At 59.4% G+C, this 23688-nt stretch carries 23 protein-coding genes and 1 tRNA gene; 12 read left to right on the top strand and 12 right to left on the bottom strand.

What is annotated here, in order from left to right; genetic code table 11:
• Positions 1 to 204: 204 nt before the first annotated feature.
• The 5 genes from BLU24_RS26960 to BLU24_RS26940 form a co-directional block, all read right to left on the bottom strand.
• Positions 205 to 280, bottom strand: a tRNA-Phe gene (locus BLU24_RS26960).
• A gap of 91 nt (positions 281 to 371) precedes the next feature.
• Complete coding sequence (locus BLU24_RS26955) at positions 372 to 644, bottom strand: oxidative damage protection protein (protein WP_093106010.1); 273 nt, start codon at positions 642 to 644, stop codon at positions 372 to 374.
• Complete coding sequence (gene mutY / locus BLU24_RS26950) at positions 641 to 1708, bottom strand: A/G-specific adenine glycosylase (protein WP_093106005.1); 1068 nt, start codon at positions 1706 to 1708, stop codon at positions 641 to 643. The genes BLU24_RS26955 and mutY overlap by 4 nt, the downstream gene beginning before the upstream one ends.
• Positions 1705 to 3921: an AsmA family protein gene (locus BLU24_RS26945; RefSeq protein WP_093106001.1), complete on the bottom strand. Its 2217-nt coding sequence runs from the start codon at positions 3919 to 3921 to the stop codon at positions 1705 to 1707. The genes mutY and BLU24_RS26945 overlap by 4 nt, the downstream gene beginning before the upstream one ends.
• 34 nt (positions 3922 to 3955) lie before the next feature.
• Complete coding sequence (locus BLU24_RS26940; RefSeq protein ID WP_093105997.1) at positions 3956 to 4405, bottom strand: acetyl-CoA sensor PanZ family protein; 450 nt, start codon at positions 4403 to 4405, stop codon at positions 3956 to 3958.
• Between the two features lie 226 nt (positions 4406 to 4631).
• Between BLU24_RS26940 and BLU24_RS26935 the strand changes: the two genes are divergently transcribed.
• From BLU24_RS26935 to hisF, 6 genes are all read left to right on the top strand, one after another.
• Positions 4632 to 6296 (top strand): OFA family MFS transporter, encoded by a 1665-nt coding sequence (locus tag BLU24_RS26935; RefSeq protein WP_093105992.1) that lies wholly within the window; start codon positions 4632 to 4634, stop codon positions 6294 to 6296.
• Between the two features lie 262 nt (positions 6297 to 6558).
• A complete protein-coding gene (gene hisB / locus BLU24_RS26930; protein WP_007909204.1) occupies positions 6559 to 7152 on the top strand; it encodes an imidazoleglycerol-phosphate dehydratase HisB in 594 nt (197 codons plus the stop codon).
• A complete protein-coding gene (gene hisH, locus BLU24_RS26925) occupies positions 7152 to 7790 on the top strand; it encodes an imidazole glycerol phosphate synthase subunit HisH (RefSeq protein WP_093105986.1) in 639 nt (212 codons plus the stop codon). Before hisB ends, hisH begins: the two co-directional genes overlap by 1 nt.
• Positions 7791 to 8051 carry a DUF2164 domain-containing protein gene (locus BLU24_RS26920; protein WP_093105981.1) on the top strand — a complete coding sequence of 87 codons (261 nt, stop codon included), beginning with the start codon at positions 7791 to 7793 and terminating at the stop codon, positions 8049 to 8051.
• Between the two features lie 102 nt (positions 8052 to 8153).
• Positions 8154 to 8894, top strand: a complete 741-nt coding sequence (hisA, locus tag BLU24_RS26915; protein WP_093105977.1) for a 1-(5-phosphoribosyl)-5-[(5-phosphoribosylamino)methylideneamino]imidazole-4-carboxamide isomerase — start codon at positions 8154 to 8156, stop codon at positions 8892 to 8894.
• A gap of 107 nt (positions 8895 to 9001) precedes the next feature.
• Positions 9002 to 9772, top strand: coding sequence for an imidazole glycerol phosphate synthase subunit HisF (gene hisF / locus BLU24_RS26910; protein WP_003220755.1), 771 nt, complete (start codon positions 9002 to 9004; stop codon positions 9770 to 9772).
• A gap of 71 nt (positions 9773 to 9843) precedes the next feature.
• Here hisF and BLU24_RS26905 read toward each other — a convergent pair whose 3' ends face one another.
• Positions 9844 to 11472, bottom strand: a complete 1629-nt coding sequence (locus BLU24_RS26905; RefSeq protein ID WP_157720875.1) for a trypsin-like serine peptidase — start codon at positions 11470 to 11472, stop codon at positions 9844 to 9846.
• A 140-nt stretch (positions 11473 to 11612) separates the two neighbouring features.
• Here BLU24_RS26905 and BLU24_RS26900 point away from each other — a divergent pair, with 140 nt between their 5' ends.
• Positions 11613 to 12368, top strand: a complete 756-nt coding sequence (locus BLU24_RS26900; RefSeq protein WP_090280216.1) for a substrate-binding periplasmic protein — start codon at positions 11613 to 11615, stop codon at positions 12366 to 12368.
• On the opposite strand, the gene BLU24_RS26895 is transcribed toward BLU24_RS26900, so the two are convergent.
• The 5 genes from BLU24_RS26895 to gpmI form a co-directional block, all read right to left on the bottom strand.
• Positions 12349 to 13722 carry a Vps62-related protein gene (locus BLU24_RS26895; RefSeq protein WP_093105968.1) on the bottom strand — a complete coding sequence of 458 codons (1374 nt, stop codon included), beginning with the start codon at positions 13720 to 13722 and terminating at the stop codon, positions 12349 to 12351. The genes BLU24_RS26900 and BLU24_RS26895 overlap by 20 nt on opposite strands.
• Before the next feature lie 118 nt (positions 13723 to 13840).
• A complete protein-coding gene (locus BLU24_RS26890; protein WP_093105963.1) occupies positions 13841 to 14617 on the bottom strand; it encodes a divergent polysaccharide deacetylase family protein in 777 nt (258 codons plus the stop codon).
• Between the two features lie 2 nt (positions 14618 to 14619).
• Positions 14620 to 15939, bottom strand: coding sequence for a S41 family peptidase (locus BLU24_RS26885; RefSeq protein ID WP_093105959.1), 1320 nt, complete (start codon positions 15937 to 15939; stop codon positions 14620 to 14622).
• A gap of 31 nt (positions 15940 to 15970) precedes the next feature.
• Positions 15971 to 17257, bottom strand: a complete 1287-nt coding sequence (locus BLU24_RS26880) for a murein hydrolase activator EnvC family protein (RefSeq protein WP_093105956.1) — start codon at positions 17255 to 17257, stop codon at positions 15971 to 15973.
• Between the two features lie 253 nt (positions 17258 to 17510).
• Positions 17511 to 19040 (bottom strand): 2,3-bisphosphoglycerate-independent phosphoglycerate mutase, encoded by a 1530-nt coding sequence (gpmI, locus tag BLU24_RS26875; RefSeq protein ID WP_093105950.1) that lies wholly within the window; start codon positions 19038 to 19040, stop codon positions 17511 to 17513.
• 153 nt (positions 19041 to 19193) lie between these two features.
• On the opposite strand from gpmI, the gene BLU24_RS26870 reads away from it, so the two are divergent.
• Genes BLU24_RS26870 through secB form a run of 3 tightly spaced genes read left to right on the top strand, consistent with a single transcriptional unit; the run spans position 19194 to position 20406 of the window.
• A complete protein-coding gene (locus BLU24_RS26870; protein WP_093105945.1) occupies positions 19194 to 19607 on the top strand; it encodes a rhodanese-like domain-containing protein in 414 nt (137 codons plus the stop codon).
• 1 nt (position 19608) lies between these two features.
• Entirely contained in the window at positions 19609 to 19863 is a 255-nt protein-coding gene (gene grxC / locus BLU24_RS26865; protein WP_090280239.1) for a glutaredoxin 3, read from the top strand.
• A 57-nt stretch (positions 19864 to 19920) separates the two neighbouring features.
• Positions 19921 to 20406, top strand: coding sequence for a protein-export chaperone SecB (gene secB, locus BLU24_RS26860; protein ID WP_064117041.1), 486 nt, complete (start codon positions 19921 to 19923; stop codon positions 20404 to 20406).
• 120 nt (positions 20407 to 20526) lie between these two features.
• Here secB and trmL read toward each other — a convergent pair whose 3' ends face one another.
• The gene (gene trmL, locus BLU24_RS26855) at positions 20527 to 20982 is read right to left on the bottom strand and encodes a tRNA (uridine(34)/cytosine(34)/5-carboxymethylaminomethyluridine(34)-2'-O)-methyltransferase TrmL (RefSeq protein ID WP_093105940.1); all 456 of its coding nucleotides are present in this window, start codon (positions 20980 to 20982) and stop codon (positions 20527 to 20529) included.
• On the opposite strand from trmL, the gene BLU24_RS26850 reads away from it, so the two are divergent.
• On the top strand, positions 20981 to 21421 hold the full coding sequence (locus BLU24_RS26850; protein ID WP_093105935.1) for a hypothetical protein: 441 nt from the start codon (positions 20981 to 20983) through the stop codon (positions 21419 to 21421). The genes trmL and BLU24_RS26850 overlap by 2 nt on opposite strands.
• Positions 21422 to 21602: 181 nt before the next feature.
• Positions 21603 to 23588, top strand: coding sequence for a leucine-rich repeat domain-containing protein (locus BLU24_RS26845; protein ID WP_231990177.1), 1986 nt, complete (start codon positions 21603 to 21605; stop codon positions 23586 to 23588).
• Positions 23589 to 23688 lie beyond the last annotated feature (100 nt).

The raw sequence follows: 23688 nt of genomic DNA, 5'->3' as shown, positions 1-23688 counted from the left end.
TTGCCAGTCCTCTGGACACCAGACCTTCCTGGTGCGGCGGCGGATGGGGCAGTGGGACTCGCGTTCGTTTTTGGTTCATCGCGGGGATAGCCCTCTTCCGTAAGGGGTGCTGATGGTAGCGCGGATCAAGAGGTGGGAAACCAGCCTCACTAAATCGCAGGCATAAAAAAACCCTGAATCTTGCGATTCAGGGTTTTCGGTATTTGGTGCCCAGAGACGGAATCGAACCGCCGACACGGGGATTTTCAATCCCCTGCTCTACCGACTGAGCTATCTGGGCAACGGGGCGCATTAAAAGGGTTTTTCGGATTTACGTCAACGACTTTTTGAAAATTTCTTAAATTAATTCCGTCGCTTACGAAAACCCCGGGTTATTCGGATGGCGGCACGTAGCCTTCGGCCTTGGCGTATTCCTCGCCGGAGAAGTACTTCTCCATTTCGCCCTGAAGGAATTTGCGGTCTTCGGCGTTCATCATGTTCAGGCGCTTTTCGTTGATCAACAGGGTCTGGTGTTTCTGCCAGTCGCCCCAGGCCTTGGCGGACACGTTTTCGTAGATGTCCTGGCCCTTGGCGCCGGGGAACGGTGCTTTCTCGAGGCCTTCGAGTTGTTCTTTGTACTTGCGGCACATTACGGTGCGGGTCATGGCGATACTCCTGCATTCAAGACGGCGGCCGCGCGTTCGAGCAAGGTCTTGACCGGGGCGGCGAGGCCCAGGCGCGGCGGGGTGGCGAGGTTATACCAGAGCCAGTCGGCCTCGGCCACGTGATGGGCGGCCTCCTGCACCTGAACCAGCCAGGGTTCGATGGACAACTGGAAATGGCTGAAGGTGTGGACAAGGCTTGGCAGCGCCTGCTGCTGGCCCATGGTCAGCGAGTGTTGGTCGGCCAGATGTTGCAGATCGTCCAGATCATCCAGCTCCGGCAGGCTCCACAAGCCGCCCCACAGACCCGTCGAAGGGCGGCGATAAAGCAGAATCGCGCCTTCACCGTTGGCGAGCATCGGCATCAGCGTGCGCTTCTGCGGGATGGCTTTGCGCGGCTTGGGGATCGGATAGCGAGTTTCCAGGCCCAGCATGTGGGCTTCGCAGCCACGCTCCAGCGGGCACAGCAGGCAGCTCGGTTTGCTGCGCGTGCAGAGCGTGGCGCCAAGATCCATCATCGCCTGGGTGTAGGCGTTGACCCGATCGTGCGGGGTAAAGCGCTCAGCGTTGGCCCACAGCTGTTTGGCAACCTTCGGCTCGCCGGGGTAACCCTCCTGCGCGGTAAAACGCGCCAGAACGCGTTTGACGTTGCCGTCGAGAATCGGCGCGCGCAGGCCCATGCTGATGCTGGCAATGGCGCCAGCTGTGGACAGGCCGATGCCCGGCAGTTCGGTGAGTTTTTCGACGTCGCGTGGAAACTCGCCGCCGTACTGGCTGACGACGATCTTCGCGGTCTTCTGCAAATTGCGCGCGCGGGTGTAGTAACCCAGCCCGGTCCACAGATGCAGAACCTCGTCTTCGGGTGCGGCGGCCAGCGCTTCGACGGTCGGCAGCGCGGTCATGAAGCGATCAAAATAATTGAGCACCGTGCTGACCTGGGTCTGCTGCAACATGATCTCCGACACCCACACCCGATACGGGTTGATGTTCTGTTGCCAAGGCAGATCGTGGCGGCCGTGGCGGTCGAACCAGTCGAGCACCGCGCTGGAAAACTGCTCCGCTGTCATCGCTTGAACAGCCCCTTCAATGCGTTCTTCAGTTCCGGGCTGACTTTGTCGCCCAGTTTTTCGTCGATCTTTTCGCTGAGCTTGTCGCCGGCCATTTTGCTCGCGACCTGGCCGAGACGATCATTGTCGATGCGGCAGGCCTTGGCGCCGAGTTCCAGCGGGCCGCGGCAGCGCAGCGGCCATTCGACGCCGACGAATTTTTCGCCGACCTGGCAGGCCGGGTCAGGCATGGCGCTGGTGTCGCCTTCGACGATGATGCCAACGCGATAATCCATCCCGAGGACGCGCAGGTCGATGTCGCCGTCACCGTTGACGGTCATGCCGGGGATGCGCACTTTCAGGTCCGGGTTGCTGGCGACGCCGTTGCGCACGGTCAGGTTGCCCTTGAGTTCTTCGAACGGCGTGTCCTTGCCCCGCGGCTCGCCGCTGAGAGTCTTGCGATTGAGCGTGGCGATGCCCTTGCACAACTGCTGCTCAAGGTTGGCATTGAGCAGTACGCCATTGTTGATGACGAAACTGGCATTGCCGTTCAGCGTATCGATCAGCGCCTGCTGGCTGTTACCGCTGCCGGTAAAGCTGCTGGTGAGTGTCACCAGACCTTTGACCGGCGGATTCTTGCCTTGGCTTTCAATGATTTTTTCTGCGGGGACGCGATTGAGTCGGGTCTGCAGATTCAGCACCGGTGCGCTCGGGCGCACATCGAGCGTGCCGTTGGCGACGAATCCACCGTTGTACAGATCGCCGCTGAGGTTGGTCAGGGTCAGCAGGCCGCCCTGACCGCTGGCCTTGAGCGCGGCGTTGTCGATCGGCAGCTTGTCGAGGGTCAGTTGGCCGAAGCTAAGGTCAGCGTCTACATCGAGCTTGGCCAAGCGTTCGATTGGCAGCAGGCGCTCGGTGCTCCAGGCGGTTTTGCTCGGTTTGTCCGGCAGCGGCGTGGTGCCTGCGACGGCACCGGCCTCGGTGCTGGCGACTTCGGCCTGACGCGTTTGCGTGGCGCTGTTGGCCTGTGCCGATTTCGGCGGCAGATAACGGTCGGCGTTGAAGGTGTCGGCTTTGAGGATCATCCGCAACGATTGCTTGGCGAAGTCTTCTACGGCAATGCGACCGCTGATGCTGCTGTCGTCGAGCTTCAGGTTGATGTTGTCGAAGGAGATGCTGCTGGGCGTGGCCGCGATGCGGCTGACCAGTTCGACCTTGCTCAGACTGCCTTCGGCCATGGCCGGCAGAGTCTGCCCGACGCTGTCGACGAATTTCGCCAGATCGAACTGGGCAATCGAAATGCCACCGCTGATCTGCGGCGTCTTGTCGAGGTCGTTGGCTTTCAGTTCGCCCAAGGCGCGCAGCTGGTTGGCGGAAATCTTGATGCCGGTCCATTCGGCGACATTCGCTGCTTTGTCCAGCAATAGCTGCCCCTGCGCCGAGAAAGTCATGGTCTTGCCCTGCAGCGGATCGCCGGCCAGTTCGCCGGACAGCTTCAAGTCTTCGAACTTGTAGCGCTGCACGGCCCGTTCGAAGCGCAGCTCGCCGCTGAGCTCGGTGCGCACGCGCAGCACCGGTTGATTGGTGCCGAGAAACGCGGTGGCTTTTACCGGAATATTGGTCGAGTCGTGGACCGGGCCGGTGCTCAACTGGATGCTTTCGGCGCTGAATTGCTTGCCGGTCAGCTCGTCGGTGTACTCAACGCGGGCGTTGTTGACGGTCAGGCTGTCGATGTCGAGGCGGATCGGCTGCGCCGGTTTTTCCACGGCTACGGTCGGTTCGCTGGCAGGCGCGTCGGTTTTGGCCGGCGGCGTTGTACCAGGCGCAACCGGCACCTTGCCGATGTCTTCCCAGTTGCCGTGACCGTTCTTGTCGCGGTTCAGACGCAGGTTCAGGCCTTCGACGCGGACATCGCTCATTTGCACTTCGCGGCGTAGCAGCGGCAGCACGCGTACCGACAGGCCGAGCATCTGCAGGTCGGCGAACGGTTCGGCAGGTTTTGCCAGGGTGGCGACGCTGGCCTCGTGCAATTCCAGGCCGAGCCACGGGAACAGGCTCCAGCCGATATCGCCATTGAGCGTCAGCTCGATGTGGGCCTTGTCGCGAGCTATCTGGCGGATCTCGTCTTTGTAGTCGTTGGGATCGAAGAGGTGGGTCAGGGCAAAGCCTGCCGCCACGATGATCAGCAACAACCCGAGAAGCACCAGACCCAGGATTTTGCCGAACGCTTTCATGGGCGAGTCCTTGTAGTGAGTCGAATTCGTAAATTTAGCCGGGGAGTATAGCGCTGCAATGGCCCGGTTCGCTGTGGCGTCCTGTTGCCAGTACGTCCAGCGTCATGTGCAATTTGGCCGCGAGGGCTTGCGCCTCGATCTGCCCGGCAGGCGCGAGCAGGCGCAGTTCGGCCCCCGCTTGCGACGCCATTTCCTGCGCTTGGTTCACTAGCCGCTCGGCGACTCCGCGACGGCGGGTAACTTTTCGTACGCATAAATGGGACAAGTACCAGACATCGTGGTGCCTTTGCAGACGCCCGGCACCGAGCAAGCGATCGTTGAAGCGCCCGGCAATCAAAGAGCCGTCGGCGAGGCTGCTTTCGATCAGTCCGCTGTCGCCGGAAAACGGCGCGAACAGCCATGGCGGCGCGTCGCGATAGATCTTCTGCAAGTCCTGCTGATCCTGATAACTGGCGTCTTGTAGCACCTGGACGGTGATCGGCATGGTCGTTTCCTGAGTGGTACGAGAACAGATGACTTGAAAAAAAGGTGATATCAGTTTGGTTTTTCTGTCACCTGAGAATGGTAACCTTCGCCAGTTCGTCCGCCCGTCTGCGACTTAACGTCGCGCCTTCAAGGAGCTTCACCTGAAAAAAACGGTCATGCCTGCGTGCATAAGGCCGAGGGTGAGCAGTGGCTGGCGAACCATACTAACAATTGGGGGATACACAATGAGCACGAGCATCACGGCGGACGGCCTGCGCGCCGACCAGCCTGCGTTCCTGTCCAAGGAACGCATCATCGCCAAGCCCGGTTTCAACCGCTGGCTGGTTCCACCGGCCGCTTTGGCCATTCACCTGTGCATCGGCATGGCCTACGGCTTTTCGGTGTTCTGGTTGCCGTTGTCCAAGGCGCTGGGCGTTACCGCTCCGGTGGCTTGCGCACCGGACATGAGCTTCATCGCACAGGTATTTTCTTCGAACTGCGACTGGCCGATCTCCATGCTCGGCTGGATCTACACGCTGTTCTTCATCTTCCTCGGCTGCTCGGCAGCGATCTGGGGTGGCTGGCTCGAACATGCCGGGCCACGCAAGGCAGGCGTGGTTTCGGCCCTGTGCTGGTGCGGCGGTCTGTTGATCTCGGCGTTGGGTATCTATACCCACCAGATCTGGCTGATGTGGATCGGCTCCGGGGTGATCGGCGGTATCGGTCTGGGCCTGGGCTATATCTCGCCGGTGTCGACCCTGATCAAGTGGTTCCCGGACAAGCGCGGCATGGCGACCGGCATGGCGATCATGGGCTTCGGTGGCGGCGCGATGGTCGGTGCACCGTTGGCCACTGCGCTGATGAGTCACTTTGCTTCGCCCGAAGGCGTGGGCGTTTGGCAGAGCTTCGTGGCCATGGCTGCAATCTACTTCGTGTTCATGATCGGTGGCGCACTGTCCTACCGCGTGCCGCCAACCGGCTGGAAGCCTGAAGGCTGGACCGCACCGGCGAAGAAAGCGTCGAACGCGATGATCACCAATCGTCACGTGCACGTGAACGTAGCGTGGAAAACCCCGCAATTCCGCTTGGTCTGGCTGGTGCTGTGCCTGAACGTATCTGCCGGTATCGGCATCCTCGGCATGGCTTCGCCGCTGCTGCAGGAAGTGTTCGGCGGCAAGTTGCTGGGCGTTGACGTGCCGTTCGGTCAGCTTGACGCCGGTCAACTGGCTTCGATCGCCGCGATTGCTGCAGGTTTTACCGGCCTGCTGAGCCTGTTCAACATCGGTGGCCGGTTTTTCTGGGCTTCGTTCTCGGACTACCTGGGTCGCAAAAACACCTACTTCGTGTTCTTCGCCCTGGGTTTTGCCCTATACGCGCTGATTCCGAACATGGGTCATCTGGGCAACGTTGCGCTGTTCGTGGCTGCGTTCTGCATCATCCTGTCGATGTACGGCGGTGGTTTCGCCACGGTACCGGCCTATCTGGCGGACCTGTTCGGTACGCAAATGGTCGGCGCGATCCACGGTCGTCTGCTGACTGCCTGGGCTGCTGCCGGTGTGCTGGGTCCGGTACTGGTGAACTACCTGCGTGAATATCAGTTGAGCATCGGCGTTGAACGCGCCGCCGCTTACGACATCACCTTGTACATCCTCGCCGGTCTACTGGTGCTGGGCTTCCTGTGCAACCTGATGGTGCGCCCGGTGGCCGACAAGTACTTCATGACCGACGCTGAACTGGCGGCCGAACAGGCGCTGGGCCACGACAAGGGTGCTGATGCCAGCACCGTCCTTGAGTGGAAAGCGGCACCGGGCAGCAAGCCGCTGGCCATCGCTGCGTGGCTGGTGGTCGGTATTCCGTTGGCGTGGGGTGTGTGGGTGACCCTGCAGAAGACGGCGGTACTGTTTCACTAAGTAAAAACGCTGTACCCCTGTAGGAGTGAGTCTGCTCGCGATAGAGGTCTGACAGTCACAAGAATGGTGACTGGAAGGCCCTCATCGCGAGCAGGCTCACTCCTACAGTTGTTTTGTGTGTCTGTAATGGCTTGTATGGACATGTCTACCCGCGACCGCCGGGCATTCTATCCGTCAGCCATCTCACCTCTCGTGTTTCTGTTTGCTTGCTGCGTGCCTATAATGGCTGCCTTTTTCGCCCAATGATTTTGCGGAGCTGGTGATGGCCGAACGTAAGGCGTCTGTCGAGCGCGACACTCTGGAAACCCAGATCAAAGCCTCGATCAACCTTGATGGCACCGGAAAGGCCCGATTCGATATCGGTGTCCCTTTTCTTGAGCACATGCTGGATCAGATCGCCCGTCACGGGTTGATCGACCTGGATATCGAATGCAAGGGCGATCTGCATATCGACGACCACCACACGGTGGAAGACGTCGGTATCACCCTCGGCCAGGCGTTTGCCAAAGCCATCGGCGACAAGAAAGGCATCCGTCGCTACGGCCACGCCTACGTGCCGCTCGATGAAGCGCTGTCACGCGTGGTGATCGATTTCTCCGGTCGCCCGGGTCTGCAGATGCACGTGCCGTACACACGCGCCACTGTTGGCGGCTTCGACGTTGACCTGTTCCAGGAATTTTTCCAGGGCTTCGTCAACCATGCACTGGTCAGCCTGCACATCGACAACCTGCGCGGCACCAACACTCACCACCAGATCGAAACCGTGTTCAAGGCTTTCGGCCGCGCGCTGCGCATGGCCGTCGAGCTGGACGAGCGCATGGCCGGGCAAATGCCTTCGACCAAAGGCGTGCTGTAATGCAGACGGTTGCAGTTATCGACTACGGCATGGGCAACCTGCACTCGGTGGCCAAGGCGCTGGAACACGTCGGCGCCGGCAAGGTGCTGATCACCAGCGATGCGGACGTGATCCGCGAAGCCGATCGTGTGGTGTTTCCCGGTGTGGGCGCGATTCGCGATTGCATGGCGGAGATCCGTCGCCTCGGTTTCGACTCGCTGGTGCGTGAAGTCAGCCAGGATCGCCCGTTCCTCGGCATCTGTGTCGGCATGCAGGCCTTGCTCGATACTAGCGAAGAGAACGATGGCGTCGACTGCATCGGCCTGTTTCCGGGTGCGGTGAAGTTCTTCGGCAAAGACCTGCATGAAGACGGCGAGCACCTGAAAGTCCCGCACATGGGCTGGAACGAGGTAAAGCAGATGGTCAGCCACCCGCTGTGGCATGACATTCCGGATATGGCGCGTTTCTATTTCGTGCACAGCTACTACATTGCCGCCGCCAACGCGCGGCAGGTGGTCGGTGGCGGTCACTACGGTGTCGATTTCGCAGCAGCGCTGGCCGATGGCTCGCGTTTCGCCGTGCAGTTCCACCCCGAAAAAAGCCATACCCATGGCCTGCAGTTGCTGCAGAACTTCGCCGCGTGGGACGGTCGCTGGTAAATGGCCGCCAAGAAGTCCAAACCGCCGATTCTGACCCTCACTCCCGAACAGGAGGGCGAGGCCAATCGCAAGATTCAGCGGTTCATGGAAGACCGTTTCGAACTGGACCTGGGTTCGTTCGAAGCGGCGGAAATTCTTGAGCTGTTTACCCGCGAAATTGCTCCGCACTATTACAACAGGGCGATTTTCGATGTGCAGACCCACCTCAAAGAGCGGTTTGAAAGCATCGAAAGCGACCTGTGGGCGCTCGAAAAAAATTAGGAGCAGCGGCAAGCGTCAAGCTACCAGCTGCAAGAAACAGCCATACATGCGTGCTTGCAGCTTATAGCTTGCAGCTTGCAGCTCTTTGACGAAGGAAAAAGCATGCTGATTATTCCCGCTATCGATCTCAAGGACGGTGCCTGCGTACGTCTGCGCCAGGGCCGCATGGAAGATTCCACGGTGTTCTCCGATGACCCGGTGAGCATGGCTGCCAAGTGGGTGGAGGGCGGTTGCCGCCGTCTGCATCTGGTCGATCTGAACGGCGCTTTCGAAGGCCAGCCGGTCAATGGCGAAGTGGTCACTGCGATCGCCAAGCGCTACCCGAACCTGCCGATCCAGATCGGCGGCGGCATCCGTTCGCTGGAAACCATCGAGCATTACGTCAAGGCCGGCGTCAGCTACGTGATCATCGGCACCAAAGCCGTGAAAGATCCAGCCTTCGTCGCCGAAGCCTGCCGCGCCTTTCCGGGCAAGATCATCGTCGGTCTGGATGCCAAAGACGGTTTTGTCGCCACTGACGGCTGGGCTGAAATCAGTACCGTGCAGGTCATCGACCTGGCCAAACAGTTTGAAGCCGACGGCGTCTCGTCGATCGTTTATACCGACATCGCCAAAGACGGCATGATGCAGGGCTGCAACGTACCGTTCACCGCTGCGCTGGCTGCGGCGACGAAGATCCCGGTCATTGCGTCCGGCGGCATCCACAATCTGGGTGACATCAAGTCGCTGCTCGACGCCAAGGCACCGGGCATTATCGGCGCCATCACGGGTCGCGCGATTTATGAGGGCACGCTGGATGTGGCAGAGGCTCAGGCTTTCTGCGACAGCTACGCGACCAGATAAAAGCAGCTTCAAGTTGCAAGCTGCGAGCTGCAAGTTAGAAGCGCGACCGCAATCCGCCCTTTCTTGCAGCTTGAAGCTTGAAGCTTCTTAATCGGAGATTAAGTCTTATGGCGTTAGCCAAGCGCATCATCCCTTGCCTGGACGTGGACAACGGCCGGGTCGTCAAAGGTGTGAAGTTCGAGAACATCCGCGACGCCGGTGACCCGGTGGAAATCGCCCGTCGCTACGACGAGCAGGGCGCCGACGAAATTACCTTTCTCGACATCACCGCCAGCGTCGATGGCCGTGATACCACGCTGCATACCGTCGAGCGAATGGCCAGCCAGGTGTTCATCCCGCTGACCGTCGGCGGTGGCGTGCGCACCGTGCAGGACATTCGCAACCTGCTCAATGCCGGTGCGGACAAGGTGTCGATCAATACCGCCGCCGTGTTCAACCCGGAATTCGTCGGTGAAGCAGCGCAGCATTTCGGCTCGCAGTGCATCGTCGTTGCCATCGACGCGAAAAAGGTTTCCGGCCCCGGCGAAACCCCGCGCTGGGAGATTTTCACCCATGGCGGGCGCAAGCCAACCGGCCTCGACGCCGTCGAGTGGGCGAAGAAAATGGAAGGCCTCGGTGCCGGTGAAATCCTCCTGACCAGCATGGATCAGGACGGCATGAAAAACGGCTTCGACCTCGGCGTGACCCGCGCAATCAGTGACGCGCTGGGTATCCCGGTGATCGCTTCCGGGGGTGTCGGCAACCTGCAGCATCTGGCCGACGGCATCCTCGAAGGTCACGCCAGCGCCGTGTTGGCGGCGAGTATTTTCCATTTCGGCGAATACACCGTGCAGGAAGCCAAGGCGTATATGGCCCAACGCGGCATCGTGATGCGCTGATCACGTTGAGGCTGCATTTTGCCGGGCGGAACCCATGCGGGTTACTCACCGCCCGGCTTGCAGCCGACGGGTCAAGGTTTTTGCAAGATCTCCGTGCGTACGGCAGAAGTATTGAAATCGCGATCCATGGTGTAGCTGCACAGCGTCAACGGCAGGGCTTGGTTGGGTACCAGAAAGCTGTCGCCTATCTTGGTGTAGCTTCTCGATTCGATGCCGGCGCAGTCTGTTGAACCGACTGCCCCAACATAGATCTGAGTCCAGATATTGCGCCCCGTGTTCTGACGATATTCCACCAAAAGCTCTTCAGTGCCGTGCTTGATCTCAGGTGCTGGTTCAGGCAATGAAATCCCGCCTGGCTTGACCAGGCGCGCTGGCAGGATCTGTGTGTTGCGTAATTTCCCCTCGCTGAGTTGATGATCAACTGAGTCGACACCCACCAGGCACAGATAGTACAAGCCTGCTTCACTGCCGATCGGTGTATCAACAAGACCAGTGCTGATATCTATCGGGTTGCTGTAGCGCTCTGGCAAGTAACAGGCGTGTGCGTCACGCACGGTTTTGAATCTGAAAAAGTTCGTGTTCATTGAAAACCTGACGTCCCAGTCTGGCCTCTTTTCATATTCGTTCTCAGGCGCTTTATAAAGCGTAACGTCTGAGTTGGTTCTGGCTCTGAAATTGAAGTCGGGTTTTAGCGAGCAGGCGGGAGCATCGATATTGAAGTGTCCGTCAGAAAAACAGGGCATCAGATAGTCGATCGGGAAACTCTGGCTGGCCTGATCAGGCAAAACGGATTGACGACCAGGGGTTGCACAGAGCCCATGCCAGAAGCACAGGTCACTCGCTGTGATTGCGTAGGTAGTTCCCGACATGACACCGATGACTTCCCCTGTAGCGATGTCCACGACCGGGGAGCCGGATGAGCCCGGTTCGATGCCTTTGCAATCCTGTTTCTGGTAACCGGTATGAACGGTCAGATACTTGATCAGCGTCGTGTCGGCTGGCTCCTGGGTGCAGGACGACAGCCTCAGACCTGGCGCGCTTGAGGGCGCGCCGATGACCCTGACCTGAATGAGTCTGTCAGGCGCTTTGGATGCTGCCTTGAGCGGGTTGATACCGTCGGCCATCACCGCTTGCAGCGAGCTGTTCAGTTCCATGACGGCGATATCAGTGCCAGCCAGGCTGGCCCAGTTGACCTTTTGAATGTTGTAACGCTTGGCGTCCAGCAGGGTGTCTTGAAAGTAATTGAACTGTATCTGGCCCTGATAGGCCGTGTCCGCAACTGTTCCAATCCAGATTGACGCGCAATGTCCACTGGTCAGGATATACGCGGGGCCATTTGCATCATTATCAGCGTCGCGGCTATCGATGAGAAAAGCCGTGCAGTAACGACGGTCCCCTTTGATGATCTGTCCGATGCCGTTCAAGTGATTATTCTGCTGATGAGAATTATGCAAAATAATGGGCTCTGCAGGTTCCGGGAAAGTATATGCACAAGACGCTAGAGCGAAGGTGGTGGTCAGAAAAGCGAGTGCCGCTGCCACTTTTGATTTGTAGTTCATGACCGGTCCTTGGTCGAAAGTTAAAAGAGAGAAGTTGGTTTCAGTAACTCTATTTGGATTTTCTGCAGTGATGTTTTTTGTGCTGTGGCGAGATGTAAAACGAATACTATTTGAAAAGTTTTTCAAATTTTTAATAAGCAAGAGTGATTAGGCTGCTCTGAACAAACACCTGCTGCTGGCGCTTCCGACAGTGCCGAAGTGCATTGATTTCGTGCCGGCCAGTGGACACCATGGCGCACCCAAGGCACTCTTGGGCACGCCATGGAACCCGGTAGCCCGACATGATCAAACGCCTGCTTCTCGTTCTCGCCAGCGCCTCGATGTTGCTCATCCACACCGCTCGCGCCGAAAACGCTCCCGACACCGATCTGGTGCTTCTCACCGAAAACTTCCCGCCGTACAACATGGCGAAAAACGGCAAGAATTTCGCCCAGGGCGAGAACATCAGCGGCATTGCTACCGATATCGTGCGCGAAATGTTCCAGCGTGCCGGCCTCACCTACAGCCTGACGCTGCGCTTCCCTTGGGAGCGGGTGTACAAACTTGCCCTGGAAAACCCCGGTTACGGCGCCTTCGTCATGGCGCGTCTGCGTGACCGGGAAAACCTGTTCAAATGGGTCGGTCCGATCGGGCCGGATGATTGGATTCTGTTGGCCAAGGCTGACAGCAAGATCACCCTCGATACGCTGGAAGACGCGCGCAAATACAAGATCGGTGCCTACAAGGGCGACGCCATCGCCGAGACCCTGGCCAAGCAAGGTCTGAAGCCGATCGTAGTGCTGCGCGATCAGGACAATGCAAAGAAACTGGTCAACGGGCAGATCGATCTGTGGGCCACCGGCGATCCCGCCGGGCGTTATCTGGCCCGGCAGGAGGGTGTCAGCGGCCTGAAAACCGTGCTGCGCTTCAACAGCGCAGAGCTTTATCTGGCGCTGAACAAGGATGTTCCCGATGAAGTCGTCGCCAGGTTGCAGGCCGCGCTGGATCAGTTGCGCAAGGAAGGCGTGGTTGACGAGATCATGGGGCGATATCTGTAGTGGCGGACTGATCTGGCGTTGATAGCGGAGCGCTGGGTTCGTCCTCTGCCAAGGGCGCTTGCACTGTCTGCTCTTCGGCCGCCTCGGATACCGGCACGACGATGATTTCGGGCTCGGGTGACGCGTACTGGCTGATGTGCAAGCTACTGCCATCGGTGTAGCTGAAACCCTCGGTCACTGATGTACCGTCTGCACGTACCAGTGTGTAGTCGCTTTGCACCAGATAGGCGGCAACCGACCTGTTTGGGTCCACGACCGCAACCACTTCGATGGGCGCCATATTGCCCCACTCGTTCGAATGTATTTCGCATTGGGTGAAATCGTGGCCCAACCGTGCGGAAAACGTCAGTGCGTCGTGCTGATGGGTTTGCCATTGGGCTCCGAATTCAATGGAAGTGGTGTGGGAAAACGTTCGTAAACTGGCGGTTCGCTGGGCGCGAGGCGCTGACCACCTGAATATCTGGCTGTCGTTGCCGGTGTTGCGCGCATGGCCGACCAGAATGTAGCGATCCTTGCGTTCCAGCTGATAGAACGGGGAACGACGCAATTGCTCAGTCGCTGGGTAACGCGGATCCTTGATCGTGAACCAGGGCAGGCTGGCGGTGTAACAAGGATCGTCTGTAGTGTCCGAAGACGTCGGTGTCTCTCCGCACAGGACAGGGGGTGATGGGCGTGTATTCAGTTGCAGCCCGATCTGCAGGCGCAGACAGTAAACCGGAAAACTGGCCGGTCGGGTGTAGTTACTCAAGCCGAAAAAACTGCCTGATGCCAAGTGAACCTCACCGGGTAAAGCGGCTGGAGGTACTGCGCTCCAGGTACTGACACGCTGACGGGCTCCGCTGCCCTTGTCATCCCAGATCATGTCGCTGGTATTCGATGGAATAACCAGGTCCGCGCGAACGCAGCGGACAGCGTTGAGTGACGGCTTTTCATGATCGCTCGAACACACCGTCCCCAGCGCCACGTAGCCTGCGGGAGGGCGTGGACGCCAGATCGACAGATCTCTTTTTGAGCCCGACCCGGAGTCTTTCCAGATCAGTTCATAATCATCGGGACGACGCAGTGCCCTGCCTTTGGTGGAGTCAGTGCTGGCAATGTCTGCTTCGCAAGCAACGGCTACCACCTTTTTACCATTGATGTTGCTCAGGCCTCTGGTGACGACATCGCCCAAAGGAAAATAACCGGGTAGCGCATCGGGGGCCGGGGTAGGTCGCCAGAAGGACGCAGATTTGGCTGACAAGCCGTCGGTATCCCAAATGCGCAGAAACTCTGTTGTGAAATTGATCAACAGGTTATCGATTCTGATGGGTTCGGTCCGTTCAATGGCCGGGGTAATCGGGGTGTTTGTTGTCATGGGAACTCCTGATAGCTGAAAAGCGACTCGTGGGAGTCGCGACCTGTGGCAGGTCGCACTATCGGAAACGGGGCGGGGCGTGCGGTGGTAACTATGTATTGCTTAGCGTGACCGGCTATTACCGATAAGTGCCGTCTTTGCCGTGAGCGGCCATGGCGCGGTTGCTGCGCACACTGATCATCTGCCGAATATCGATCCAGTCGATGCCCTGCGCCTTCAGTTTCGGCAATTCACGCTCGAGCACCGCGAGGGTTTGCGGATACGGATGACCGATCATCACTGCTGAGCCCTGCTTGTGCGCCAGGCTGATCGCCGTCTGCAACTGCGTAGCGATCGCCGCTTCGGTGCGTTCGTCGTCAAGGAACACGTCCCGCGAGACGCTCGCCAGATCGATCTTCTGCGCCTGCTGCGCGGCGACGGTCTGGGCGCTGGTGCGGCTGTCGACGAAAAACTTGTGCCGCCGCTGCAATTCAGCCATCAACCACGCCATCGCCGCGGGTTGTGCGGTCATGCGGCTGCCCATGTGGTTGTTGATGCCGGCGGTAAACGGGACTTTCTCGAAGGCGGCGTTGAGGCGTTTTTCGAGTTCTTCAATCGGCAGTTCCGGGTGCCAGGCATAAGGCCCGGTGGCCGGGTCCATTGGCATGTGCAGGATGACGATCTTGCCGGCGCGATGGGCCTCGCGGGCAAACTCGGTGGCGTGCGGGGTGTCCGGCATGATTGCCGTGGTCACCGGGCCGGGCAGGGCGAGCACGCGACGATCCCGGGGCAGGTTTTGCCCCAGGTCATCGATGATCAGCGTCAGGTAGGCTTTGTGCGGTTTCGGGCTGGCGGGCTCTGCGTGAACAGCACCCGCCAGGCAGCACAACAGAACGAACAGAAAACGCAGCGACATCCTCAACGGCCGGACGTGATGCTCAGCCCTTTGAGCAGGCTCAGGGCCTGGGCCAACTGGTAATCATCATCCTGTGGCATGGCTTTGGCCTTGCCGCCGGAGCCGGTCGGTTTGTCCGCGCCGCCGTTGCCGTTGCCCAGGTGGCCCTGCAGATCGGCCTCCTTGAAGTATTCGCTGTCGGCTTCGTTGGTGATCTTCGCGCGGCGCACTTCGATGTCCGGCACGATGCCCTGCGCCTGGATCGAACGGCCATTGGGCGTGAAATACAGCGCGGTGGTGATTTTCAATGCGCGGTCGTTGTTCAGCGGCAGCACGGTTTGCACCGAGCCTTTGCCGAAACTGGTGGTGCCCATGACCACAGCGCGTTTCTGATCCTGCAGGGCGCCGGCGACGATTTCCGACGCCGAGGCACTGCCGCCGTTGATCAGCACGACCATCGGCACTGCTTCGCTTTCGTCCTTGCCGGTCGCGGAGAAGCGCAGTTCGGAATTGGCGATGCGGCCCTTGGTGTAAACGATCAGGCCTTTGGTGATGAAGTGGTCGACCACTTCCACCGCCGATTGCAGCACGCCGCCCGGGTTGTTGCGAAGGTCAAGAATGATGCCGTTGAGCTTCTTGCCGTTGTCCTTGCGCAGCTTGGCCAGCGCCTTGGAGACTTCGTCACCGGTCTTGACCTGGAACTGGGTAATGCGGATGTAGCCGTAACCCGATTCGAGCAGCTGTGCCTTGACGCTCTTCACTTGAATCACAGCGCGCGCCAGGGTCACGTCGAACGGCGTACCGCCATCGCGCACCAGGGTCAGGGTGATTTTTTGACCGATCTTGCCGCGCATCTTGTCGACGGCTTCGGTCATGGTCTGGCCGCGTGTCGGCTGGCCGTTGATCTTGACGATGAAGTCGCCGGCCTGAATGCCGGCCTTCGACGCCGGAGTGTCATCGATCGGCGAGACGACCTTGATGAAGCCATCCTCGGCGCCGACTTCGATGCCCAGGCCGCCGAATTCACCGCTGGTGCTTTCCTGCAATTCGGTGAAATCTTCCGGGCCCAGGTAAGCCGAATGCGGATCGAGGTTGCTGAGCATGCCCTTGATCGCGTTTTCCAGCAGGGTCTTGTCGTCCACAGGTTCGACGTACGCGGCTTTGATCCGGTCCATGACCTCGGCGAAGGTGCGCAGCTCTTCCAGCGGCAGCGGGGCCTTGGCGGTCGCGGCAGTGCCTGCCGGAGCGACGGTCGGGGCCGGTTGCGCGGCGAACGCCAGAGGCGCGCCGATCACCAGGGCGATCGTCAGGGCCAGCGAGGTAAGGCGGGACAAATGCAGCATGTCGAACGAACTCCTGAATTAGGTGGTGCGCTTATCCTTGCGCACGACACCATTGCGCCGGATCACTCGGGTGACCCTGCTGACGAATTGCGAAATACAGCGCTGGCGTGTCCTGACCGCCACTGTTACCGACAGTGGAGATCGACTCACCCGCTTTGACCACATCACCCGCCGACTTGAGCAGCGTCTGGTTGTGGCCGTACAGACTCAAAAAACCGTTGCCGTGATCGAGGATCACCAGCAGCCCGGCACCGCGCAGCCAGTCGGCGAACACCACGCGACCGCCGTGGACGGCATGCACCTGACTGCCAGCGGAGGCGCTGATCATCACGCCGTCCCACTTGGTGCGGGCATCGTCGCCGCGGCTTTCACCGAAGCGTGCGAGTAATCGACCATCAACCGGCCACGGAAGTTTTCCCCGGGTTGCAGCAAAAGGCCCGCCAAATGTCTCGCCGCTGCTCGATACGAGGGCGCCGGGGCTTGATCTGGCGGGTTTTCGTGGGGCGTCGCTGTTGTCAGCCTGCGCCTCACGCAAGCGCTTTTTTTCCGCTTCCTGCTGGGCGATCAGCGCTTTCTGTCGCGCTTCCTCTGCCTCACGAGCCTGGCGGGCCAGGGTTTCTTCGATGGTTTTAAGGACTTTAGACAGGTCTGCCTGATCCTGCTCGCGAGCAGCGAGTTTCTGATCGCGTGCTTTTACGTCGTCATTAAGCTTGGCGAGAACCTGCTGGCGCTCCTTGCGCACTTTCTCGAGTGCTTCGCGCTGAGTATCGAGGTCGCTTTTCTGTACCAGCAACTGCGCCTGCTGCAGACCGATGTCCTTTTCGACATTGGCCAGTTGGCGCAGGGTTTCGTTGAAATTCTTCAGCTGTTCCAGGCGGGCCTGGCTCAGGTAGTCGTAATAGGTCAGGGTGCGGGCGAATTTCTCGGGGTTCTGCTGGTTGAGCAGCAGCTTGAGGTATTCCTGCCGGCCGTTCTGATAGGCCGCTCGGGCCTGAATGGCGATCAGTCGCTGCTGTTCAGTGCGCGCGCTCTGGAGTTTTTTTTTCTCTGCATCGAGCCGCTGCAGCTCGGATTCGCTTTTCTGCAGTTCTTTCTGCAGGGCGTCGACCTGCTTCTGCAGCTTGCCCATCTCGGTTTCGGTGCCTTTGAGCTCTTTCTGCACGCCGGATTTTTCTTCCTGCAGCTTGCCGAGGAGCTTTTTCAGCTCGGCGATATCCTGACGCGTAGCGTCCAACTGCTGTTGGGTTTGCGCGCGCTCATCGGCGAAGGCCGGCTGGAGCAGACAGGTCAGAGCAAGGGCGATCAGGACGCGAAGCATAGGGGCGGGCGGCACCAGGGTAAGGGACGGCCTAGTATGCCCGCCCGAGGCTGCAAAAAAAACGCCCAATTGGGGCTGTGTGATAACTGGCTGGAGATACAGCTGAAAATAATCTTCGAAACCAGCATAACCCACTGTGGGAGCTGGCTTGCCAGCGATGGCGGCTGCACATTCAACATAAATGTTGGCTGTCAGATTGCTATCGCTGGCAAGCCAGCTCCCACAGGGTTTTTGCGGTGTTTCCGGATTCGGATCAGACCAGAATCGAAGTCCCGGTCATCTCCGCCGGTTTTTCCAGGCCCAGCAGCATCAGCATGGTCGGCGCTACATCCGCCAGTACGCCGCCTTCACGCACCTTGAGGTCGCGCTTGCCGACATAAATGAACGGCACCGGCTCGGTGGTGTGCGCGGTGTGCGCCTGGCCGGTGGATTCGTCGGCCATCTGCTCGACGTTGCCGTGGTCGGCCGTGATCAGCGCTTCGCCGCCGACTTTTTCCAGTGCTTCAACGATGCGCCCGACGCAGGTGTCCAGGCATTCGACCGCTTTGACCGCTGCGTCGAACACGCCGCTGTGGCCGACCATGTCGCCGTTGGCGTAGTTGACCACGATCACGTCGTAACGCTGGTTCTCGATGGCGTCGACGATGCGGTCGGTCACCTCGGGTGCGCTCATTTCCGGCTGCAGGTCGTAGGTGGCGACTTTCGGCGACGGGATCAGGATGCGCTCTTCGCCGGGGAACGGTTCTTCACGCCCGCCGGAGAAGAAGAAGGTCACGTGCGCGTATTTTTCGGTTTCAGCGATGCGCAGCTGGGTCTTGCCGTTTTTCGCCAGATAGTCGCCCAGCACGTTTTCCAGGCTGCCAGCGGCGAAGGCCGATGGTGCCGGGATGCTTGCGGCGTATTGGGTGAGCATGACAAAACCGGCCAGTTTTGGCTGACGGGCGCGTTCGAAGTCCTTGAAATCGTCCTCGACGAACACTCGGGTCAGCTCGCGGGCGCGGTCGGCGCGGAAGTTCATGAACACTACGGCGTCGCCGTCTTCGACTTTGACCGGTTCGCCGACGGTTGTGGCTTTGACGAATTCATCGCTCTCGCCGCGTGCGTAGGCAGCTTCCAGACCTTCCTGAGCGGTGGCGGCGTGGAATTCGCTGTTGCCGTCGGCGATCAGGTTGTAGGCCTGAGCGACGCGATCCCAGCGGTTGTCACGGTCCATGGCGAAATAACGGCCGATGATGCTGGCGATGCGGCCCTTGCCGAGTGCCTGGAAAGTCGCGTCGAGCAGTTCGATCGACGAGGCAGCGCTTTTCGGCGGCGTGTCGCGGCCGTCAAGGAAGGCGTGCAGGTAGATTTTTTCAGCGCCGCGCTTGAACGCCAGTTCAGCCATGGCGATCAGGTGGTCCTGGTGGCTGTGCACACCGCCATCCGACAGCAGGCCCATGAAGTGCACGGCCTTGCCGGCGGTAACGGCTTTGTCCACCGCGGCGCAGATGGTCGGGTTGTCGAAGAACTCGCCGTCGCGGATCGCTTTGGTCACGCGAGTGAAATCCTGATACACCACGCGCCCGGCGCCGAGGTTCATGTGGCCGACTTCGGAGTTGCCCATCTGCCCGTCCGGCAGGCCGACGTCCATGCCGCTGCCCGAGATCAAGCCGTTCGGCACCGTGGCCCAGAGGCGATCGAGAACAGGTTTTTTCGCCGCGAACACGGCGTTCGATTCGGGGCTGTCGCTGTGACCGAAGCCGTCGAGAATCATCAGGACCAAAGGTTTAGGCGTAGTCGTCATGGAATCCACTCGTGGCTAATAAAGAAGAGGGCGATGCAAAACGGAGTTGGAGTTTAAAGCGAAGTTCCGACCGCGTCACCGCCGGACGGGGTTTGGCCGACCATAGTGGCTGTGTATACTGGCCGACATTTTAACGCCCTGGAACCTCCTTCGATGGTTGCTCACCTGATTGAATTTGCCACTAACCACTACATTCTTGTCGGTATCTTCGTCGTACTGCTGGCTCTGTTGCTGGCGCACACGATGCAGGGCGGCGGTAAAAGCCTGAGCACCGGCGAACTGACCGCACTGGTCAACAAGGACGCAGGCCTAGTGGTGGACATCCGTCCGGCCAAGGATTACGCCGCTGGCCACATCGTCGGTGCGGTGAACATTCCGCAGGACAAACTGGCTGCCCGTACCGGCGAGCTGGAAAAGCACAAGTCCAAGACCATCATTCTGGTCGACGCTCTCGGTCAGACTGCTGGCACTCACGCCCGCGAGCTGATGAAATCCGGCTTCACTGCGGCCAAGCTGTCCGGCGGGATTTCCAGCTGGAAAGGCGACAACCTGCCATTGGTGAAGTGATATGAGCCACGTCGTCGTCTACTCCAGCGATTACTGCCCTTACTGCTCGCGCGCCAAGCACCTGCTCGCCAGCAAAGGCGTGGCCTTCGAAGAGATCAAGGTCGATGGCAAGCCGCAGCTGCGTGCCGAAATGACCAAAAAGGCCGGACGCACGTCCGTGCCGCAGATCTGGATCGGCGAAAAGCACATCGGCGGTTGTGATGATTTATATGCTCTGGAGCGCGCCGGCAAACTCGACGCACTGCTCAAGGGCTGAACGGCTGCACCCACGTACAGCACTCCCTAAAAGACCCAAGATCGATAAGGATCTGAGATGACTGACCAACAGAACACTGCAGCCAGCGAAGAAGAAACCGCACCGCAATTCTCCTTGCAGCGCATCTACGTACGCGACCTGTCCTTCGAAGCCCCGAAAAGCCCGGCGATCTTCCGCCAGCAGTGGGACCCAGCGGTCGCGCTGGATCTGAACACCCGCCAAAAGGCGCTGGAAGGCGATTTCTTTGAAGTCGTGCTGACCCTGTCCGTGACCGTGAAAAATGGTGAGGAAGTCGCCTTCATCGCTGAAGTGCAGCAGGCCGGTATCTTCCTGATCAAAAACCTCGACGCCGCTTCGATGAGCCACACCCTGGGTGCGTTCTGCCCGAACATCCTGTTCCCGTACGCGCGCGAGACCCTGGACAGCCTGGTCACTCGGGGTTCGTTCCCGGCACTGATGCTGGCCCCGGTGAACTTCGACGCCCTGTACGCGCAAGAACTGCAGCGCATGCAGGAAAGCGGCGAGACGCCAACCGTTCAATAACGGTTCAGCCTCACCCATGTGGGAGCGAGCCTGCTCGCGATGGCGGTTTGTCAGACATATCGATGTCGCCTGACACTCCGTCATCGCGAGCAGGCTCGCTCCCACATTTGTTTTGCGGTGTTATCTAAAGTCGTTCTGGCGCCAGGCTTCGTACACGGCGACCGCGACGGTGTTGGACAGGTTCAGGCTGCGGCAGCCTTCGCGCATCGGCAGGCGCAGGCGCTGTTCGGCGGGCAGGGCATCAAGCACCTCGGCGGGCAAGCCGCGGCTTTCCGGGCCGAAGATAAACGCATCGCCCGGCACGAACGCCGCGTCGTGAAACGGTCGCGAGCCCTTGGTGGTAAAGGCGAACAAGCGCGGGTTGCCGAGACTTTCCAGACAACTGGCGAGGTCCGCATGGCGTTGCAGCGTGGCATATTCGTGGTAGTCGAGACCGGCGCGGCGCAGGCGCTTGTCGTCCATCTCGAAACCCAGCGGTTCGATCAAATGCAGGTGGCAGCCGCTGTTGGCGCACAGCCTGATAACGTTGCCGGTGTTCGGCGGAATTTCTGGTTGAAAAAGGATGACGTGAAACATGCACGGCTCCGAAGGTAAAGATGAGCGGCATTCTACGCCGCCTGTGGACAACCGTTCGAAACTATTCCCGCGGGTGATCGGTTCATTGGCGATTGTCGGCCTGATGGTCGGTCTGATGATCGGTCGCCTGACCACTCCGGACTCCAGCGTGCTGCAGCAGGTCGAGGTGATCGATGGCGGCCTGGTCGTGTGGTTCAACAACGAACCGAAACTGCACGGCGAGATCATCGACGGCAGCGTAGCGCTGCTGTTTCAGGCCGAAGGCCCCTCGCAAAAAGGCCAGCTCAAGCTCAACGGCCGGGACGTCAACTGGCGCACACGCAAGAGCGATGGTGGCTTGCTGCTGACGGTGCTGGCGGCACGGCCGCTGAAAGGCGAGTGGGTCGGCAGCGAGGTGGACGACCGCTGGCGCCTGGAGATCCGCTTGAGCGAGCCCTAGCGGATAATCTTTTCTCGCTGTTCGCTCCGACGCCTTATGGCGTCATTTCCCACTGCAAGCGTCTCTCTTTCCCGTCTCCAACGAACACCGGCTCGCGCTATCGTTCGCTCCCTCAAACGGCAGGATGCCGAAACCCTCACCTCTTGCATGAACGCAGAGCGACTTTTCAAGGAAGAAAAATATGCCAGTCAAACCACCTCGCGGTGGCGGTAGCCACGCAGATGTCCTCGGCAGTTCGCGCTCCACGGACGCGGATAACGCTCAGCCCGGCGTGTCTGGGCGCAGAAACGTCGACACAGGCATGGCTCACGATCCTTTGCAGCCGCAGCCCGGACCGTCCGGCGCCTCAACTCTGGATGACGTTCGCGCTGTCGCGGCTGTTGTAGTTCACGCGACCTCCGCTGAGGTTCATCGTCCCGCCCCCCTGCCGTCGCTGGACGATTACGCCACCAATGCCCGGGCGATCCTTCCACAAATCAATGAAGACGGTCTGCGGGTGATCAGCCGCCGCACGTATGCTGACCTTGCCAATGGCGATCTGGTTCTTGTCGCTGCGGACCCCGTGACCGGTTTATATCGCGCCCGGCGCCCAAGCGAGTTGCTGCCATCGGGCCCAGTCTTGCTACGCGACGTCGCCAGCGGTCATTGGTATCCGCGCCAGTTGGTTGAGCGAACCACGCGCGCGCAGGTCCAAAAGTACCTTTCGCAAGCAAGCGATCTCGATGCGGACGCTTTTATCGCCCGGTTCGATGACAAGGATGTGGCGGATGCCGAACTCCAGCGTATCCAGCGTGGTTCGTCTCAGCTGGACATCGAACACATCAGCATCCCGTACCACGAGCCTCGTATAGGCCATAGCGGGGAGATGCAGCAGGCGTTGGATATGTGGGGCAAGCTGCGGCAAGTGTACGAGTGGCACGGCCAGCCTGATCAGCGAGTCTATAGCGACGGGCGACTGTCAGGTTACAAGCTGGATATCAATCTCACGTTATGGCCGGTCGACAAGCTGCTTTCGTTGAGATTCAGCGCAGTCGTTTCTCTCACTTTGAAGGGGCATGCTCCGCTGGATGCAGCGGTTTTTTTCAGGCAGTTTCCCAACATTGAAAGTCTGACGGTATCAAGCCTGGCGATGACCAGCAGAAATGACGGGCGCGGGTTGTTCATGTTCCAGGCAGCTCAATCAAGATTCAGTATGGATTCAAGCTTTGCAGGGCAGTTGACAGGGCTTACCCGGTTACGGGAACTGAATCTGCAGAATTGCGACTTGCCGGCAGATTTTTCGTTGAGGGGCCTGAGCAGACTGCAGGTGTTGAGGTTGGTTGATACCCGGGTCAAAGTGTTGAACGCCCAGGCCGGTCCGTGGCGCCCAGGGGAGCCTGTGCAACACTGGGCTAATTATTCAACAGTGGAACCGGATTTGACCGGCATGACCGAGTTACGTGTGTTGGATCTGACGCGGACTGGAATACGCCGTCTTCCTTCCGGGCTTGACGCCGGCAATGGTCTGTCGAAGCTGGAAGTTTTAAAACTGGGTGACAATGCGCTATTTGCCGGACCCTCAGTCAAAGCTATGACAGCGCTGCAGGAACTGGATCTTTCCAACATGGGGCTAGACGGATTTCCCGAGGGCATTACCTCGACGATTCCAGAAAAAGTATTGAATCTGGCGAACAATCGAATCACAGCGATCCCGGCATCCGTTGAAATCAGAGCCGGTTTCAATCTCATCGGCAATCCAATAACTGATCCGGTCTCCCTCCGTCGGCTGCTATATGCACGTAACCAGACAGGTAACGACATTTGGCTGGGAACAGAAAGTTTTGATTTGTCGGCCAATCTTTGGCTGCAACATGTCCCGGCAGAGCAATTGGCTCGAAAGCTACAACTCTGGGGCAACATTAGCCATCTTGCCAGAGGTCTGAAGAAACTGAGCCGTACGCCGGAGTTTTACGTTGAGCGGCCGCTTTTGCAGCGGCGCGTCTGGTCGTTTCTCGAGATATACCACCACGCTGATGTAGACGAGCAGTTGCGACTGAATCGGATCTTGGCTGAAGAACCGAGCCCGGGAAGAATGCTGGACAGGCTGGAAGAAGAAATACGCACATACGACAGTACACGGCAGAATCAGCCCCTGCATCATCTGCCCAAGCGTCCGAAGCTCGATTGAGCCTCGAACCGGGGGGGGAGTAAAAGCGGGAATCCCTGACCTGCCTGTATCAGGGTTCCCAAAAGGGGCGGACTTCGCTGTGAGCGTCGGTCCGGTGTAA

The organism is Pseudomonas sp. Z003-0.4C(8344-21), assembly GCF_900104975.1.
Classification (GTDB): Bacteria; Pseudomonadota; Gammaproteobacteria; order Pseudomonadales; family Pseudomonadaceae; genus Aquipseudomonas; species Aquipseudomonas granadensis.
Note: the sequence above shows the minus strand (reverse complement) of the source record. Positions and strands in the feature narration are given on the sequence as shown.

What these genes read in the sequence shown, in the direction of transcription:
- BLU24_RS26890 (WP_093105963.1), bottom strand. Translation starts at nt 14,617, where the DNA reads ATGTCGCTGCGTTTTCTGTTCGTTCTGTTGTGCTGCCTGGCGGGTGCT.
- hisF (WP_003220755.1), top strand. Translation starts at nt 9,002, where the DNA reads ATGGCGTTAGCCAAGCGCATCATCCCTTGCCTGGACGTGGACAACGGC.
- BLU24_RS26900 (WP_090280216.1), top strand. Translation starts at nt 11,613, where the DNA reads ATGATCAAACGCCTGCTTCTCGTTCTCGCCAGCGCCTCGATGTTGCTC.
- BLU24_RS26920 (WP_093105981.1), top strand. Translation starts at nt 7,791, where the DNA reads ATGGCCGCCAAGAAGTCCAAACCGCCGATTCTGACCCTCACTCCCGAA.
- gpmI (WP_093105950.1), bottom strand. Translation starts at nt 19,040, where the DNA reads ATGACGACTACGCCTAAACCTTTGGTCCTGATGATTCTCGACGGCTTC.
- BLU24_RS26885 (WP_093105959.1), bottom strand. Translation starts at nt 15,939, where the DNA reads ATGCTGCATTTGTCCCGCCTTACCTCGCTGGCCCTGACGATCGCCCTG.
- hisB (WP_007909204.1), top strand. Translation starts at nt 6,559, where the DNA reads ATGGCCGAACGTAAGGCGTCTGTCGAGCGCGACACTCTGGAAACCCAG.
- BLU24_RS26955 (WP_093106010.1), bottom strand. Translation starts at nt 644, where the DNA reads ATGACCCGCACCGTAATGTGCCGCAAGTACAAAGAACAACTCGAAGGC.
- hisA (WP_093105977.1), top strand. Translation starts at nt 8,154, where the DNA reads ATGCTGATTATTCCCGCTATCGATCTCAAGGACGGTGCCTGCGTACGT.
- BLU24_RS26870 (WP_093105945.1), top strand. Translation starts at nt 19,194, where the DNA reads ATGGTTGCTCACCTGATTGAATTTGCCACTAACCACTACATTCTTGTC.
- trmL (WP_093105940.1), bottom strand. Translation starts at nt 20,982, where the DNA reads ATGTTTCACGTCATCCTTTTTCAACCAGAAATTCCGCCGAACACCGGC.
- BLU24_RS26880 (WP_093105956.1), bottom strand. Translation starts at nt 17,257, where the DNA reads ATGCTTCGCGTCCTGATCGCCCTTGCTCTGACCTGTCTGCTCCAGCCG.
- BLU24_RS26940 (WP_093105997.1), bottom strand. Translation starts at nt 4,405, where the DNA reads ATGCCGATCACCGTCCAGGTGCTACAAGACGCCAGTTATCAGGATCAG.
- grxC (WP_090280239.1), top strand. Translation starts at nt 19,609, where the DNA reads ATGAGCCACGTCGTCGTCTACTCCAGCGATTACTGCCCTTACTGCTCG.
- hisH (WP_093105986.1), top strand. Translation starts at nt 7,152, where the DNA reads ATGCAGACGGTTGCAGTTATCGACTACGGCATGGGCAACCTGCACTCG.
- BLU24_RS26935 (WP_093105992.1), top strand. Translation starts at nt 4,632, where the DNA reads ATGAGCACGAGCATCACGGCGGACGGCCTGCGCGCCGACCAGCCTGCG.
- BLU24_RS26945 (WP_093106001.1), bottom strand. Translation starts at nt 3,921, where the DNA reads ATGAAAGCGTTCGGCAAAATCCTGGGTCTGGTGCTTCTCGGGTTGTTG.
- BLU24_RS26895 (WP_093105968.1), bottom strand. Translation starts at nt 13,722, where the DNA reads ATGACAACAAACACCCCGATTACCCCGGCCATTGAACGGACCGAACCC.
- secB (WP_064117041.1), top strand. Translation starts at nt 19,921, where the DNA reads ATGACTGACCAACAGAACACTGCAGCCAGCGAAGAAGAAACCGCACCG.
- mutY (WP_093106005.1), bottom strand. Translation starts at nt 1,708, where the DNA reads ATGACAGCGGAGCAGTTTTCCAGCGCGGTGCTCGACTGGTTCGACCGC.
- BLU24_RS26845 (WP_231990177.1), top strand. Translation starts at nt 21,603, where the DNA reads ATGCCAGTCAAACCACCTCGCGGTGGCGGTAGCCACGCAGATGTCCTC.
- BLU24_RS26850 (WP_093105935.1), top strand. Translation starts at nt 20,981, where the DNA reads ATGCACGGCTCCGAAGGTAAAGATGAGCGGCATTCTACGCCGCCTGTG.